Annotated in this window: 18 protein-coding genes; 14 read left to right on the plus strand and 4 right to left on the minus strand. The window is 37.0% G+C overall.

What is annotated here, in order from left to right:
- Window positions 1–28 precede the first annotated feature (28 nt).
- From gldD to OQ268_RS03085, 4 genes are all read left to right on the plus strand, one after another.
- Window positions 29–616, plus strand: coding sequence for a gliding motility lipoprotein GldD (gene gldD, locus OQ268_RS03070; RefSeq protein WP_265854596.1), 588 nt, complete (start codon window positions 29–31; stop codon window positions 614–616).
- Between the two features lie 6 nt (window positions 617–622).
- Window positions 623–1261 (plus strand): MBL fold metallo-hydrolase, encoded by a 639-nt coding sequence (locus tag OQ268_RS03075; protein ID WP_265854597.1) that lies wholly within the window; start codon window positions 623–625, stop codon window positions 1259–1261.
- Window positions 1262–1355: 94 nt separating this feature from the next.
- Window positions 1356–2582, plus strand: coding sequence for an ABC transporter permease (locus OQ268_RS03080; protein ID WP_265854598.1), 1227 nt, complete (start codon window positions 1356–1358; stop codon window positions 2580–2582).
- 4 nt (window positions 2583–2586) lie between these two features.
- The gene (locus tag OQ268_RS03085) at window positions 2587–2970 is read left to right on the plus strand and encodes a hypothetical protein (protein WP_265854599.1); all 384 of its coding nucleotides are present in this window, start codon (window positions 2587–2589) and stop codon (window positions 2968–2970) included.
- Between the two features lie 154 nt (window positions 2971–3124).
- Here the strand turns inward: OQ268_RS03085 and OQ268_RS03090 are convergent, their stop codons facing one another.
- Window positions 3125–4792: a sodium/sugar symporter gene (locus OQ268_RS03090; protein ID WP_265854600.1), complete on the minus strand. Its 1668-nt coding sequence runs from the start codon at window positions 4790–4792 to the stop codon at window positions 3125–3127.
- A 238-nt stretch (window positions 4793–5030) separates the two neighbouring features.
- Here OQ268_RS03090 and OQ268_RS03095 point away from each other — a divergent pair, with 238 nt between their 5' ends.
- From OQ268_RS03095 to OQ268_RS03115, 5 genes are all read left to right on the plus strand, one after another.
- Window positions 5031–5366, plus strand: coding sequence for a tRNA-binding protein (locus OQ268_RS03095; RefSeq protein WP_265854601.1), 336 nt, complete (start codon window positions 5031–5033; stop codon window positions 5364–5366).
- A gap of 186 nt (window positions 5367–5552) precedes the next feature.
- Window positions 5553–6020 carry a nucleoside deaminase gene (locus OQ268_RS03100; protein WP_265854602.1) on the plus strand — a complete coding sequence of 156 codons (468 nt, stop codon included), beginning with the start codon at window positions 5553–5555 and terminating at the stop codon, window positions 6018–6020.
- Between the two features lie 106 nt (window positions 6021–6126).
- Complete coding sequence (locus OQ268_RS03105; RefSeq protein WP_265854603.1) at window positions 6127–6735, plus strand: superoxide dismutase; 609 nt, start codon at window positions 6127–6129, stop codon at window positions 6733–6735.
- A gap of 99 nt (window positions 6736–6834) precedes the next feature.
- On the plus strand, window positions 6835–7296 hold the full coding sequence (locus OQ268_RS03110) for a hypothetical protein (RefSeq protein ID WP_265854604.1): 462 nt from the start codon (window positions 6835–6837) through the stop codon (window positions 7294–7296).
- 10 nt (window positions 7297–7306) lie between these two features.
- On the plus strand, window positions 7307–7531 hold the full coding sequence (locus tag OQ268_RS03115) for a hypothetical protein (RefSeq protein WP_265854605.1): 225 nt from the start codon (window positions 7307–7309) through the stop codon (window positions 7529–7531).
- Here OQ268_RS03115 and OQ268_RS03120 read toward each other — a convergent pair.
- Window positions 7528–8460 (minus strand): hydrogen peroxide-inducible genes activator, encoded by a 933-nt coding sequence (locus tag OQ268_RS03120; RefSeq protein ID WP_265854606.1) that lies wholly within the window; start codon window positions 8458–8460, stop codon window positions 7528–7530. The genes OQ268_RS03115 and OQ268_RS03120 overlap by 4 nt on opposite strands.
- Before the next feature lie 216 nt (window positions 8461–8676).
- Between OQ268_RS03120 and trmB the strand changes: the two genes are divergently transcribed.
- Window positions 8677–9327, plus strand: coding sequence for a tRNA (guanosine(46)-N7)-methyltransferase TrmB (gene trmB / locus OQ268_RS03125; RefSeq protein ID WP_265854607.1), 651 nt, complete (start codon window positions 8677–8679; stop codon window positions 9325–9327).
- On the plus strand, window positions 9327–9659 hold the full coding sequence (locus OQ268_RS03130; protein WP_265854608.1) for an MGMT family protein: 333 nt from the start codon (window positions 9327–9329) through the stop codon (window positions 9657–9659). The genes trmB and OQ268_RS03130 overlap by 1 nt, the downstream gene beginning before the upstream one ends.
- Here the strand turns inward: OQ268_RS03130 and OQ268_RS03135 are convergent.
- Complete coding sequence (locus tag OQ268_RS03135; protein WP_265854609.1) at window positions 9649–10008, minus strand: hypothetical protein; 360 nt, start codon at window positions 10006–10008, stop codon at window positions 9649–9651. The two genes, OQ268_RS03130 and OQ268_RS03135, sit on opposite strands and share 11 nt — an antisense overlap.
- Window positions 10009–10057: 49 nt before the next feature.
- On the opposite strand from OQ268_RS03135, the gene OQ268_RS03140 reads away from it, so the two are divergent.
- From OQ268_RS03140 to OQ268_RS03150, 3 genes are all read left to right on the plus strand, one after another.
- Window positions 10058–10402, plus strand: a complete 345-nt coding sequence (locus OQ268_RS03140) for a carboxymuconolactone decarboxylase family protein (protein WP_265854610.1) — start codon at window positions 10058–10060, stop codon at window positions 10400–10402.
- A gap of 87 nt (window positions 10403–10489) precedes the next feature.
- Window positions 10490–11326, plus strand: a complete 837-nt coding sequence (locus OQ268_RS03145) for a YwqG family protein (RefSeq protein ID WP_265854611.1) — start codon at window positions 10490–10492, stop codon at window positions 11324–11326.
- A 62-nt stretch (window positions 11327–11388) separates the two neighbouring features.
- Window positions 11389–11967, plus strand: a complete 579-nt coding sequence (locus OQ268_RS03150; protein ID WP_265854612.1) for a DNA-3-methyladenine glycosylase I — start codon at window positions 11389–11391, stop codon at window positions 11965–11967.
- Between the two features lie 9 nt (window positions 11968–11976).
- Here OQ268_RS03150 and OQ268_RS03155 read toward each other — a convergent pair whose 3' ends face one another.
- A complete protein-coding gene (locus OQ268_RS03155; protein WP_265854613.1) occupies window positions 11977–12657 on the minus strand; it encodes a hypothetical protein in 681 nt (226 codons plus the stop codon).
- Between the last annotated feature and the right edge of the window lie 7 nt (window positions 12658–12664).

Raw genomic sequence — 12664 nt, forward strand, 5'->3', positions numbered from 1 at the left:
AGTATTCATGCGTTATGGTTAACATATTATGAAAATAAAACAATTAGTTTTTCTTGCCTCGGTGTTTGTTTTATGTTTTGCTGCGTGTCAAAATAATGACTATAGCCCTAAGCCTAAAGCTTATTTTCGAATTGTTTACCCAGAAAAAGCTTATCAGATTTTTGATGATAAAGCCCCCTTCAGCTTCAGCTACCCAGTTTACGGGAGTGTTGAACCCTACAAGGGTAGAGATGCAGGACGCTATTGGTACAACCTTCATTTTAAACAGTTCAATGGATATCTTCATTTAACTTATTATGATGTTTCAGGAAAAGGCGCTTTCGATGAGATGGTGGAAGACGCCAGAAAACTTGCATTTAAACACACGATAAAGGCTAGTGCAATTGATCAGAAACTCATCAATTATCCAGATAAAAAAGTATATGGAATTTATTATGCGATAGAGGGAAACACAGCATCCTCCATCCAGTTCTTTTTAACTGATAGTGCCAAGCACTATTTTAGAGGTGCGCTGTACTTTAATGAGCGTCCGCAGTATGACTCAATCGCTCCGGTAATTAATTTCATCAAAACAGATATAGACACCCTTATTTCTACGTTCAAGTGGAAAAACTAATAAGATATGATTACGGTAAAAACCTTTACTTTTAATGCCTATAGCGAAAACACGTATCTTTTGTTCGATGAAACGAAAGCTTGTGTAATCATAGATCCCGGAATGTATGAGGGTTTTGAGGAAAATCAATTAGCATTTTTCATCAGGCAGGAAAGCCTTAACCCAGTTTTACTCTTAAATACACACTGCCATATCGACCATGTTTTCGGAAATAGTTTCGTGTTCGATACTTACGGGCTTAAACCTCAATTTCATGCAGGAGAGTTACCAATTTTAAATGCAGTTCCAGGTTATGCGCCTGCGATGGGTTTTACCCGCTACCAACGCTCACCACTTCCAAATACCTTTTTACCAGAAACAGGTGAGGTTAAATTTGGCAATAGCGTGCTTTCAATCATTTTTTCGCCAGGCCATTCCCCAGCACATTTATGCTTTTACAGCGAAACTGATCACCTTTTAATTGGAGGAGACGTTTTATTCCAGGGCAGTATTGGCCGTACAGATTTGCCCGGAGGAAACCATCAGCAACTTATTCAAAACATTTCAGACAAAATCTTCGTTTTACCTGACGAGACTGTTGTTTATCCCGGTCATGGTCCAACAACCACCATTGGGTTTGAGAAACAGCATAATCCGTTTTTTTAAGTGTAGCACACGCTGAGTTGTGAAGTGGTTTACATTTTAATTTTACCTTTTAAACATCAGCATTAGCAAACTACATTTTAATTATATTTACCTTGTGAATACGCCGCTATACATTGCAAAACGTTATCTATTTGCTAAAAAGTCTACCAATGCAATTAATTTGATATCAGGCATATCTATGGTTGGGGTAATGGTAGGCAGTGCGGCGTTAATTATTATATTATCGGTTTTTAATGGTTTAGAAAATACCGTTTTAGGTATGTTTGACACCATGACGCCCGAATTGGCTATCAGCCCGGTAAAAGGTAAGACGTTCGACCCAAATGTGGGATATTTTAGTGCGCTGAAGAAAAACAAAGACATACATTCTTATACCGAGGTATTGCAAGAAAATGCGTTACTTAAATATAATGAAAAGCAAGCCGTTGGGATGGTTAAAGGTGTAAGTTTAGATTATTTAAAGAACGCAAAGCTAGATAGCACGATTATAGAAGGACGTTTTGTATTAAACAACCGAAGCGGTTACGCTGCAGTCATTGGCTCCGCTCTCCAAAGTCAGTTAGCAGTAAATACGGTAGATCCTTTTACTGAGATGGAAATCTTTTCTCCAAAGAAGACAATAGCGGTTAATAGCCTAAACCCTACCGATGATTTTGTAAACAAAAGCATTAGGGTAAGTGGCGTTTTCGAAGTGCAGCAAGAATTTGATGGAGGTATAATTGTACCACTCGAATTTGCCAGAACATTACTTGGTGAAGAAAAAAATGTTTCCCTAATTGAAATTAACCTGAATAAGGGCGTTGATATTGATCGTTTTAAAGAGGAAGTTGCTGCGAAACTAGGAAGTGAATTCGAAGTACTTAACCGGGCAGAGCAGAACCGGGCGCTTTACCATATTCTTAATACCGAAAAGTGGGCAGTGTACATTATCCTCACCTTTATCTTGATCATTGCGATATTTAACATTATTGGCTCTCTTACCATGCTGGTAATTGATAAGGTAAAAGATATTGCCATATTGAGCAGCCTAGGCGCTAGTAAAACACTAATAAAACGGATATTTCTCTTCGAGGGCATGATGATAACGATGTCTGGATGTATTTTGGGGTTAATAATCGGGCTGGTTTTTTACTATATACAGCAAAATTATGGAATTATCAAAATGAGTGGAAATACCCTTTTAGATGCTTATCCAATTGGATTGAAATGGAAAGATTATGTATTGGTTTTTCTAACCGTCGGCATATTTTCATTTTTGGCATCCGCTTTGTCATCAAACTTAAGTGTTAAAAAAATAGACCAAATTAATCAAACAATATAAAGGGATGAAGTTAGTTAAACAAGGTTTTTTATTTGTTGTACTACTGGGTGTGGCTGTTACTGCATGTAATAGAAAAGATAATACCAGCGATAAAGAGAGTAACATCAAAACTGTTAAGGGTTTATATAGCTTTGGCCCTGAGATGAAATCTTTTACGCTATGCGATGATGGAAGAGAATTTTGGGTGGCCGATAGTGTAAAAAAGCTAGAATTGGCTTACAGTAACCTGAATTTCGAAAAGCCTTATGAGCCTGTTTATGTAGAATTACAAGGCTACTTTGCAAAATCTGACACCTCTGCAGTTTCTGCTGATTTCGACTCTACGCTTGTAGTAACTAAATTAATAAAAATAAGCAAAACTATACCTGACGGACCTTGTGCGCAATAACCTAAGCCACATTTTAGGGAGCTGAGTTAAAGTAAGAACCTGGATGTAGAGGTTCTGCTATCAGGCATTAATCAAACGATAGCCGATTGGCATATAAATAAAAGGCGCATATGGATTACCCATTATGCGCCTTTTATTTATTTTTTGTTTTAGCTTACCAGAAGATAGAATATAGTGCTACTAAAATTCCGGTAACTAATAAAGATCCTACAGCAAATGACGGATGTACTTTAAACATGCTACTGTCTACTTCTAATCCATTTGACTTATCGCCTTTGCTATTTTCGAACATGCTAATTGCGTACATTACAATAATACAAATGATAAATACAAAACCCATTCTATCGATAAAAGGGATTTCGTAAACACCCTCTGCATTGGCAACTGAAAAACCAAATTGGTGTAAGAAAGATAAATCTACCATTCCAGGTAAGAATTTGAGTAAAACAGATATGGCAAAGCCACCAATAGTAGCAAACAGTGCCGCGTTTGACGTTGTCTTTTTCCAGAAAAAGCCTAAAATGAACATGGCAAAAATCCCCGGACTTACAAAACCTGTATACTCCTGTATAAATTCGAACCCACCTTTTTTATCGATACCCAAGAATGGTGAAATAGCTACGGCAATTGCCATCGCCACGATAACAACTAACCTACCTGTTTTAACTAAATTTTTCTCGCTAGCCTCTTTATTAATGTGTTTTTTGAAAATATCTAAGGTGTAAATAGTAGAGATACTATTGATTTTACCTGCCAAAGATGCAACGATAGCAGCAGTTAAAGCAGCGAAAGACAAACCTTTTAGGCCTGTTGGCAAAATATTTAACAAAGTAGGGTACGCCCTATCTGGCCTTAATTCACCGCCAGGCATCATCGAGTTAACATCGATACCTGTTTTTTCTTGATACAACATGTAAACTGCAATACCTGGCAACACCACAATTAGTGGCATTAAAAGTTTTAAAAATGCTGCAAACAAGATCCCTGCTCTCGCAGTTTTTAGATCTGCCCCTAATGCACGCTGGGTTATGTACTGGTTACAACCCCAATAATTTAGGTTCACAATCCACATACCACCTAGTAAAACTGTCATACCCGGTAATGAAGCGTAGTTTGCGCTATCTTTCTTGAAGATCATATGGAAGTGATCGGGTGCTTTTTTTCTTAAAAATGCAAGACCATCCAATACACCATTACCACCGAAATGATCGCTAACCAAGTTGAGTGCCAGATAGGTGGTAGCTAAACCTCCAAAAATTAGAAACGCTACCTGAATTACATCTGTATAACCAATTACTTTCATTCCGCCCAATGCGATAATTACAGCAAAAACGGCTAATCCCATCATACAATACCAAAACCCAATACCTGATATACTGCTTACGGCCAAGGCACCCAGATACAAAATAGATGTTAAGTTTACTATAACATAAAGTAATAACCAGAACACTGCCATAATCATAGCAACGGTACCATTGTATCGCTGGCTTAAAAACTGCGGCATGGTGTATATTTTATTTTTTAAATACACCGGAATAAAAAATGTGGCAACAATAATTAAAGTTGCTGCAGCCATCCACTCGTAAGTTGAGATAGCCAATCCCATTTTAAATCCGTCGCCACTCATGGCTACAAATTGCTCTGCACTAATGTTAGATGCAATTAGCGATGTACCAATTGCCCACCATGTAAGCGACCCCTCGGCAAGGAAATAATCCTTACTACTCATTTGCGCCTGTTTCTTACGGTGATAGATCCAGAACCCATAGATTGCTACTACAGCAAAATAGGCTAGAAAAATAATGTAATCTGTAACTTTCATTTACAACGTGTTATTTGGTTTAGAAGGATAAATGTAATAAAATCAAAAATTAATTTTGCTTTTTTTTAAATTAAAAAATGTTAAAGTGACATTTATTATTTGTAAACGATTATTTAAAGTTGAAATTTGAGTACCTCTAACGATTAAAGCTTCTAAGCGTGACTAAATTTTCTTGTTTCTAGAAACGAATAGCCGATAGAGACTGATTTGGTATCTTTGCGATTTAAGTACATAAGCAATGCAAGAAATAACTTGGAACGATTTTGAAAAAGTAGATCTACGGGTAGGAACTATAATCGAGGTTTTCGAATTTCCGGAAGCGCGACGCCCGGCGTACAAAGTGAAGGTAGACTTTGGTGAATTTGGAATTAAAACCAGCAGTGCACAAATTACTACACACTATAGCTTAACAGAATTGGTTGGCAAGCAAATTATTGGCGTAATTAATTTTCCAAAAAAACAGATAGGAAAGTTTATGTCGGAATTTTTAGTTACTGGTTTTGCTGATGAGCAGGGCAGCATTGTATTAAGTACTGTTGAAAGGCCTGTACCAAACGGAAGTAAATTGATTTAATATTTCTATGCTTTTAGCGCCGAAATAGTAGCACCAGCCTAGCCATTTAGCCCTGATTGCAATGGCAGCCTCCAATTTTCGCGAAAATTGGAGCTAAAATGTAAAGCAGGAAGACATTTCCCTACTTGCAGCAAATTGCGCTTCTAAGAATAAATATACAGCTTAAAGTTTAGCTACCTTTGCGATATGAGTTTTTACAATTTTGAAGCTCCTAACCTGGAGGAAGAGGATATGCACTACATGAAGCTGGCGTTGATAGAAGCAAAAAAAGCTTTGGAGGAGGATGAAATTCCGATTGGTGCTATTGTCGTTTGCAAAAACAGGATTATTGGACGAGGGTATAATTTAACAGAGAGATTTAATGATGTAACTGCCCATGCCGAAATGCAGGCCTTTACATCGGCTGCACAAACCATTGGCGGAAAATACTTGAGAGATTGCACATTATACGTAACCATTGAGCCATGTGTAATGTGCGCTGGAGCAAGCTATTGGACACAAATCAGCCGGATTGTATATGGCGCAAGGGAAGAAAAAAGGGGATTTATTTCAAAGGAATCTAGTTTATTGCATCCTAAAACGGTATTAAAAGGTGGTGTATTGGCCGAGGAATGTGGCAAGCTTATGCAGGATTTTTTTGCCAAAAAAAGATAGCTTGCAGGCTAGGAAATCGATTTGATGATAATAACATGAACAAATCTTAACCTACGAATGTTATATTTGCTCTAGAAACATTTTAAAATTTTTAAAACAAAAAACTATGGCTTTTGAATTACCTGCGTTACATTACGCAACCGATGCATTAGAACCGCATATTGATAAAACTACCATGGAGATTCACCATGATAAACACCACCAAGCTTATGTTACTAACCTGAATAAGGCTGTTGAAGGTAAGCCTGAGGCAAGTTTGAGCATCGAAGAAATTGTTAAAAACATTTCTAAATATCCAGCAGCTGTAAGAAATAACGGCGGCGGACACTATAACCACTCTTTATTTTGGAATGTTTTAGGTCCTAATAAAGGGGGTGAACCAACTGGCGATTTGGCTAAAGCCATAAACGAAACTTTTGGCTCTTTTGCAGAATTAAAAACTAAAATGCAAGAAGCTGGCGCTACACGTTTTGGCTCTGGTTGGGCTTGGCTATCTGTTAGTGCAGATAAAAAACTTCAGGTTTCTTCTACTCCAAACCAAGATAATCCGTTAATGGATGTAGCCGAAGTAAAGGGTACACCAATTTTTGGTATTGATGTTTGGGAACATGCTTATTACTTAAAATACCAGAACAAACGCCCTGATTATTTAGCGGCAGTTTGGAATGTGGTAAATTGGGATGCTGTAGCTGAGCTTTATAAAAAAGCTTTATAATAGCCCTTTTCCAGACTATATTTATGGAAGTCTCGATTTAAAATCGGGACTTTCGTGTTTTAAACAAATTAAGTAACTTCGCTAACTAATCTATTTAAAATGAAGAGGGTTGTATTTTTGCTTTTAATTTTAGTTGGCATATGTGGCACAGTGAACGCACAGCAGAATAAAGTGCCTACGCCAGATGAAATAGCTAAAAAAAATGTGGATGATTTAGATAAGCGTTTGAAGCTAAATGACACACAGAAAAGTGTAATTTATCGGTTTACTTTTAACCAGGCTAAAGAACAAGCAGAGCTGATAAAAAGACAGCAAGCGGGCAACTCCAGAGAAGAAGACGTAGATAAATTTTACAAACTTCAGAATGAAACCAGTAGGAACATTCGCAACGTGTTAAAGGGCGAACAACAGACTGAATACGATAAAGTTATTGAAGAGCGTTTAAGTGGAAAGAGTGCTAAAACCAAAAACAAGAAAAAGAAAAAAGGCGAAGAAGAGGAGGTAGAAAGCGACATTAAAGGTTTATTATCTGCCCCACCGTTAGAACCACAAAAACAGTAATACGCTGCACATGCCCGAAATTATTATAGGCAGTATTGTTTTAGCGCTATTATTATCTCCGCAAATTTTAGCGGGTTTTTTAGCCAAAAGAACAGGTCGTAAATTTTGGTTTTGGTTTTTAATTTCTTTTTTAATTCCCGTTATTTCTTTAATTATCTTGGTATTGCTGGAGGATAAAAATCCATCTGTAGCAAGCTACGAAAGGGCGCCCCATGTTGGCAACCGCGAAAGTTAGATCCCCACAATATCTTTTTTCTTCTTCTGTTTCATTGCTTTCGGGATGATGGCTAAAATCTCTTCCTTTAATGCATTAAGCATTCTTTTTTTGATAAAGTTTTTGTGCGTAACCAGGCTAATTTCCCTAACAGGCTCTGGCGACTTAAACTGACGGATTTTTGCAGTCTGCTTGGTGCTCAAATCTACAATTGCCAATTCGGGCAAAAGGGTTGCGCCACCATTTAAATCTACCATTCGTACTAATGTTTCTACACAGCCAGTATTGTATTCTAAACCTTGTAAGCGGCTATTTTTTGTAGATCTACAAATGTTTAATACCTGATTGCGCATGCAATGACCTTCGTTAAGTAGCCAGATATTTTCGTCATTTAAGTCTGCAGCATCTACAGCTTTCTTTTTATAGAGTTTACTATTCTTGCTGATATAGCTTACAAAATTCTCGTAATACAGGGGTACTTCGGCAATATTAGAATCGGTAAGGGGTGTAGCTAAAATACCACAATCTAATACACCTGTTTTTAAGTGATGTATGATATCTTCTGTTGTGTATTCCCAGATTAAGAGTTTTAAATCGGGATACTTTGCGAGCATGGCAGAGATTACCTGAGGTAACAAATAGGGTGCAACAGTAGGAATTACCCCAATCTTTAGCTCACCTAACACATCTTGTTGCTGGCTGTTGATTAATTCCTTTACCTTGCCACTCTCTTGTAGGATGATTCGGGCCTGGGCAATAACTTGACTCCCAATTTCGGTTGGAGAGACTGGCTGCTTACTCCTATCAAATATCTTCACACTCAAAAGCTCTTCTAGCTTTTGCACCTGCATGCTTAAAGTTGGCTGGGTTACAAAACATTTATCTGCAGCAATTACAAAACTTCGGTAAGTATCTACAGCAACAATGTATTCTAGTTGAACTAAGGTCATATAGGTATAATTTATTTATGTTCACAAATATATCAATTATAACTATACCATAGGTTGTGGATGATAAAATTAGCCTGAATTTAACCCGATGAGTGAATTTATTGAGGTGATTTAAATCGTGCTAAAGAATTACAACAATTAGCCATGCAGCAACATAATGTTGATGCCAAAACGACTTACATATTGATTTAATTGTATTTTTGCACAAAAAAACTTTTGGGTAAAGATAAATTAAGACGATTTGCGGAGATTGAAACCTTTGCAAACGTATATCAACTAGATGAAGGAAAGGTACTAAAGGGAAATTGGGCGAAGAACCATTTCAAAAACAATAACCCTATTGTACTCGAATTGGCTTGTGGAAAGGGCGAATATGCTGTGAACCTTGCAAAATTATTTCCAGAAAAAAACTTTATAGGCGTAGATTATAAAGGGAACAGAATTTGGCGAGGGGCTAAAACCGCCATCGATGAACATATCGGAAATGTAGCTTTTTTGAGAATTCAAATTGAAAACATGCTCGATTATTTTTCTGACGGAGAAATTGATGAAATCTGGATCACATTTCCAGACCCCCAGCCCCAAGATAGCAGAGAGAAAAAGAGGTTAACCTTTCCCGCATTTTTGAACCGCTACAAAATCGTATTGAAAGCTGGTGGTTGTGTTAATTTGAAAACTGATAACGACCAGCTATATGCTTATACCGTAGAAAAAACTACGGAACTAGGTCTCACTGTTCATAAAAACACCAGTCATTTATACACATCTGGTTTAACTGATGCTGTTTTATCAATCAAAACTTATTACGAGAAGAAATATTTGCTTCACGCCAAAAATATCAACTATATTCAGTTTTCTTTTGAGTAATGGACAAAAACTTTTACGAACAGGTTTATGAGGTGGTTAGGCTTATCCCAAAGGGAAGAGTTTCCTCATATGGCGCCATCGCTAAAAGTTTAGGTGCAGCAAAATCATCTAGAATGGTGGGCCATGCCATGAGCTATGCTGGAGCGGCGCAACCTTACGTGCCTGCACACCGTGTTGTAAACAGTAGTGGTTTACTTACTGGTAAATTTCATTTTGATCCACCAGAAATGATGGAGAAATTATTGGCAAAAGAGGGTGTGCTGGTTAAAAATGACAAGGTACAAGATTTTAAGCATTTGTTCTGGAATCCATTAGAAGAAATTACAGAATAACAGGGAGTGTTCGGTTATAATCCGTTATCATAAAAACGATTAAGATGAGCAAACTCGCTGTAGCGTAAAAAATTTCGTCGACCAGGTTACCTTTGAAGATGGTGAAAGCAAGTATAAGTAGAACAATGCTTACAACAAGTTCAATCAAGCCGTGGAGCCTAAGGTTGATAATTTTGAAAATGCCGCCGCTAAAGTTAGTGGTAATGGTTAATAAAAAATGAACCACGCCAAGAATATAGGCTAACGTAGATGCAACTGGCGAAAGTCCGAATAGATCAGGGGAGATTAATAGCAGCATGACAATAATATAGTCGAGTACTGCATGAGATTTGGGGGAAAGAATTTTCATAAACTATGTATTTACAGTTTTAACAAATAAATTTAAAAAAAGATTTCAAATGGGAAAGTTAGTGGAAGAGTTTAATGGCTATCGCGAGAAAATGAACGATAGAATCATGGACACAGCAAATACGAATATCAAGCGATTCTTTGCACTAGATACCACTTCGTATGCTGATGGCGCATTGGATGTAAAAACTAAAGAAATGTTAGGTTTAGTGGCATCTATGGTACTCCGTTGTGATGACTGCATAAAATATCATTTAGGCAAATGCTATGATGCTGGCGTAAACAGTGATGAAATGAATGAGATTTTCATGATTGCGAATTTAGTAGGCGGAAGCATTGTAATTCCACATTACAGACGAGCTGTAGAATACTGGGATGAATTATCTTTAGGTTAACTTTAAGGTGATGTAACCTTGCTTTAACAGCATAAATTATCTTATCAGTAGCAATATCCCGCAGAAATTCCTCAAAATCTTAAATATATGAAATTGAATATCTTCGGAGGTAAAACCTTAAAAGACAAAGTTAGAGCGCAATTAAAAAAGTTAAATTGGGAAGTTGACTTTAATATAGTTCTAGGATTACTTAAACCTACTATTTCGATAAAAACAAAAAAAGCGACGGAAAAAATCAAAATTGGTGCATCCAAATTTGGCGGACTACCTGATTTGCCAAAAAAAACTCAATGGCCAAGATTAAATGGTGCTCCATTTGCATTCATTGGCCAAATCAATTTAGAAGAAATAAGGTTTGATATTGAGAATAAATTACCAAAAAGAGGAATTTTATACTTTTTCCTTTCAACAAATCAATTCGACTACCAAATGGAACCGTTTGATAAAATCCATAAGGTTTTGTTTTTTAATGAAAAACTCGAGAATTTAAAAACTCAAGACTATCCTGAAAATTTTAATGATTTAGCAAAGTTCAAAGAGTGTATAATTGAATATACCGAACATTACTCATTACCATCTTATCAAAACTATCAAATTGCTGAAAGTGGTTTTGGTGATGAAGATGAAAATCTACTTTTTGAAGCAAACGAATTAATTTGTGAAATAACTGGCGCTAATCAGGACGTTGGACATCAAATTTTAGGTAATGCCAATGCAGTTCAAGGTGATGTAAGTCGTTCGTGGGTAAACCAAAGTCATCTTAACAAAAAGGAAATTGTTCTTTTACTCCAAGTGGATATGTTAGATGAAAACCCAGAGTTCAATAGATTCGGGGCAACTGGCGGGATATATTTTGGAATAACGATGCAAGATTTAGAGAATGGAAACTTTGAAAATACAAAGTTTGAGATTCAGAATTCTTAATAGCCAATAATAGTAGATTTGAAAATACATTACACCCCAGATTTAAAAAGAGGCAAAACCAAATGGAAAATAAAGAAGCTGAAAACAAAACTATGAGATGCCATTGGGCTGGTTCCGACCCACTGTACATTCAATACCACGATGAAGAATGGGGAAAACCTGTTTACGATGATAAGACTTTATTTGAGTTTTTGATATTGGAAGGCGCTCAGGCGGGTTTAAGCTGGATTACCATTTTACGAAGACGGGAAAACTACCGCAAGGCATTTGCGGATTTTGATGTTGAAAAAGTAGCTGCTTTCGATGAGCGGGATATAGAGCGTTTGTTGAATGATGCGGGCATCATCAGAAATAAGCTGAAGATCAATGGTGCGATTACCAATGCAAAATTATTTATAGAGATACAGCAAGAGTATGGCTCTTTCTCTAAATTTATTTGGGGCTTTATGCCAGGTGGCAAACCACTTTTAAACCCGGTTAAAAGTATGGCTGATGTTCCGGCAAGGACTGAAATTTCTGATGAAATAAGTAAAGTAATGAAGAAAAAAGGCTTTAAATTTTTCGGCACTACAATTTGCTATGCCCACATGCAAGCTACCGGAATGGTTAACGATCATTTAATAAACTGCTGTGCAAGGTGAAGACTTAATTCACTTTTTCACTTCGTTGTATGCTTGCACTAGGGCAATAACATCTTTGGTATCGAAAGCCGTTGATGTTTCAAGTTTTGCCTTTATTGCAGGTTGATCATTCATTTTTTGCATCAAGATAGATTTAACCGTTTCTTTTTTATCTTCGGCCGTTATGGCTTTTATGGGAATTTCCTGTAAGGGTCCGGTACCTGGCTTTTCTATAAAGTACCTCACGGCAGGAGCGCCAACTGGCTGTTCAGCACCCGTATTTCGTCCGCCACCAATGCTAATTCCACCGCCCATGCCCATTCCTCCAAAGCCGCCGGTTCCGGTACCAATGCCTATAGATGGCCGAAACTTCACCTTTTTTTCTTTTACAGGCGGCATTAATGTGCCACCACCAAAAGCATATAAATTCACCGCACCCATTTCCAGCACTTTAACAAAGCGATATTCGAAATTCTTACCCTTCGCAAAGCCTTTACTTAAGTAACTGTTCCCATTCCAAAAGAAATTCTTTACATCTTTTGCTTGCAGTATTACATCGGTTTCGTCATTGGCACTGATAAATACAGAGAAGTAGTCTGTGCCCTTAATCGTTCCACGAATAACATCATCGTTGTTTTTAACAATAAAATCTTGTGCAACAATCAACTTGCTAGAGAATAGAAATAGAAAAATTAGAAGAGAAATTTTCATTATTATT

Source organism: Pedobacter sandarakinus (genome assembly GCF_026240095.1).
Taxonomy (GTDB): Bacteria; Bacteroidota; Bacteroidia; order Sphingobacteriales; family Sphingobacteriaceae; genus Pedobacter; species Pedobacter sandarakinus.

Excerpts from the sequence above, each read along its gene's own strand:
- OQ268_RS03120 (WP_265854606.1), bottom strand. The coding sequence starts at position 8,460 with ATGACCTTAGTTCAACTAGAATACATTGTTGCTGTAGATACTTACCGA.
- OQ268_RS03105 (WP_265854603.1), top strand. The coding sequence starts at position 6,127 with ATGGCTTTTGAATTACCTGCGTTACATTACGCAACCGATGCATTAGAA.
- OQ268_RS03095 (WP_265854601.1), top strand. The coding sequence starts at position 5,031 with ATGCAAGAAATAACTTGGAACGATTTTGAAAAAGTAGATCTACGGGTA.
- OQ268_RS03110 (WP_265854604.1), top strand. The coding sequence starts at position 6,835 with ATGAAGAGGGTTGTATTTTTGCTTTTAATTTTAGTTGGCATATGTGGC.
- OQ268_RS03155 (WP_265854613.1), bottom strand. The coding sequence starts at position 12,657 with ATGAAAATTTCTCTTCTAATTTTTCTATTTCTATTCTCTAGCAAGTTG.
- OQ268_RS03130 (WP_265854608.1), top strand. The coding sequence starts at position 9,327 with ATGGACAAAAACTTTTACGAACAGGTTTATGAGGTGGTTAGGCTTATC.
- OQ268_RS03115 (WP_265854605.1), top strand. The coding sequence starts at position 7,307 with ATGCCCGAAATTATTATAGGCAGTATTGTTTTAGCGCTATTATTATCT.
- OQ268_RS03135 (WP_265854609.1), bottom strand. The coding sequence starts at position 10,008 with ATGAAAATTCTTTCCCCCAAATCTCATGCAGTACTCGACTATATTATT.
- OQ268_RS03090 (WP_265854600.1), bottom strand. The coding sequence starts at position 4,792 with ATGAAAGTTACAGATTACATTATTTTTCTAGCCTATTTTGCTGTAGTA.
- OQ268_RS03100 (WP_265854602.1), top strand. The coding sequence starts at position 5,553 with ATGAGTTTTTACAATTTTGAAGCTCCTAACCTGGAGGAAGAGGATATG.
- gldD (WP_265854596.1), top strand. The coding sequence starts at position 29 with ATGAAAATAAAACAATTAGTTTTTCTTGCCTCGGTGTTTGTTTTATGT.
- OQ268_RS03145 (WP_265854611.1), top strand. The coding sequence starts at position 10,490 with ATGAAATTGAATATCTTCGGAGGTAAAACCTTAAAAGACAAAGTTAGA.
- OQ268_RS03140 (WP_265854610.1), top strand. The coding sequence starts at position 10,058 with ATGGGAAAGTTAGTGGAAGAGTTTAATGGCTATCGCGAGAAAATGAAC.
- OQ268_RS03150 (WP_265854612.1), top strand. The coding sequence starts at position 11,389 with ATGGAAAATAAAGAAGCTGAAAACAAAACTATGAGATGCCATTGGGCT.
- OQ268_RS03085 (WP_265854599.1), top strand. The coding sequence starts at position 2,587 with ATGAAGTTAGTTAAACAAGGTTTTTTATTTGTTGTACTACTGGGTGTG.
- OQ268_RS03075 (WP_265854597.1), top strand. The coding sequence starts at position 623 with ATGATTACGGTAAAAACCTTTACTTTTAATGCCTATAGCGAAAACACG.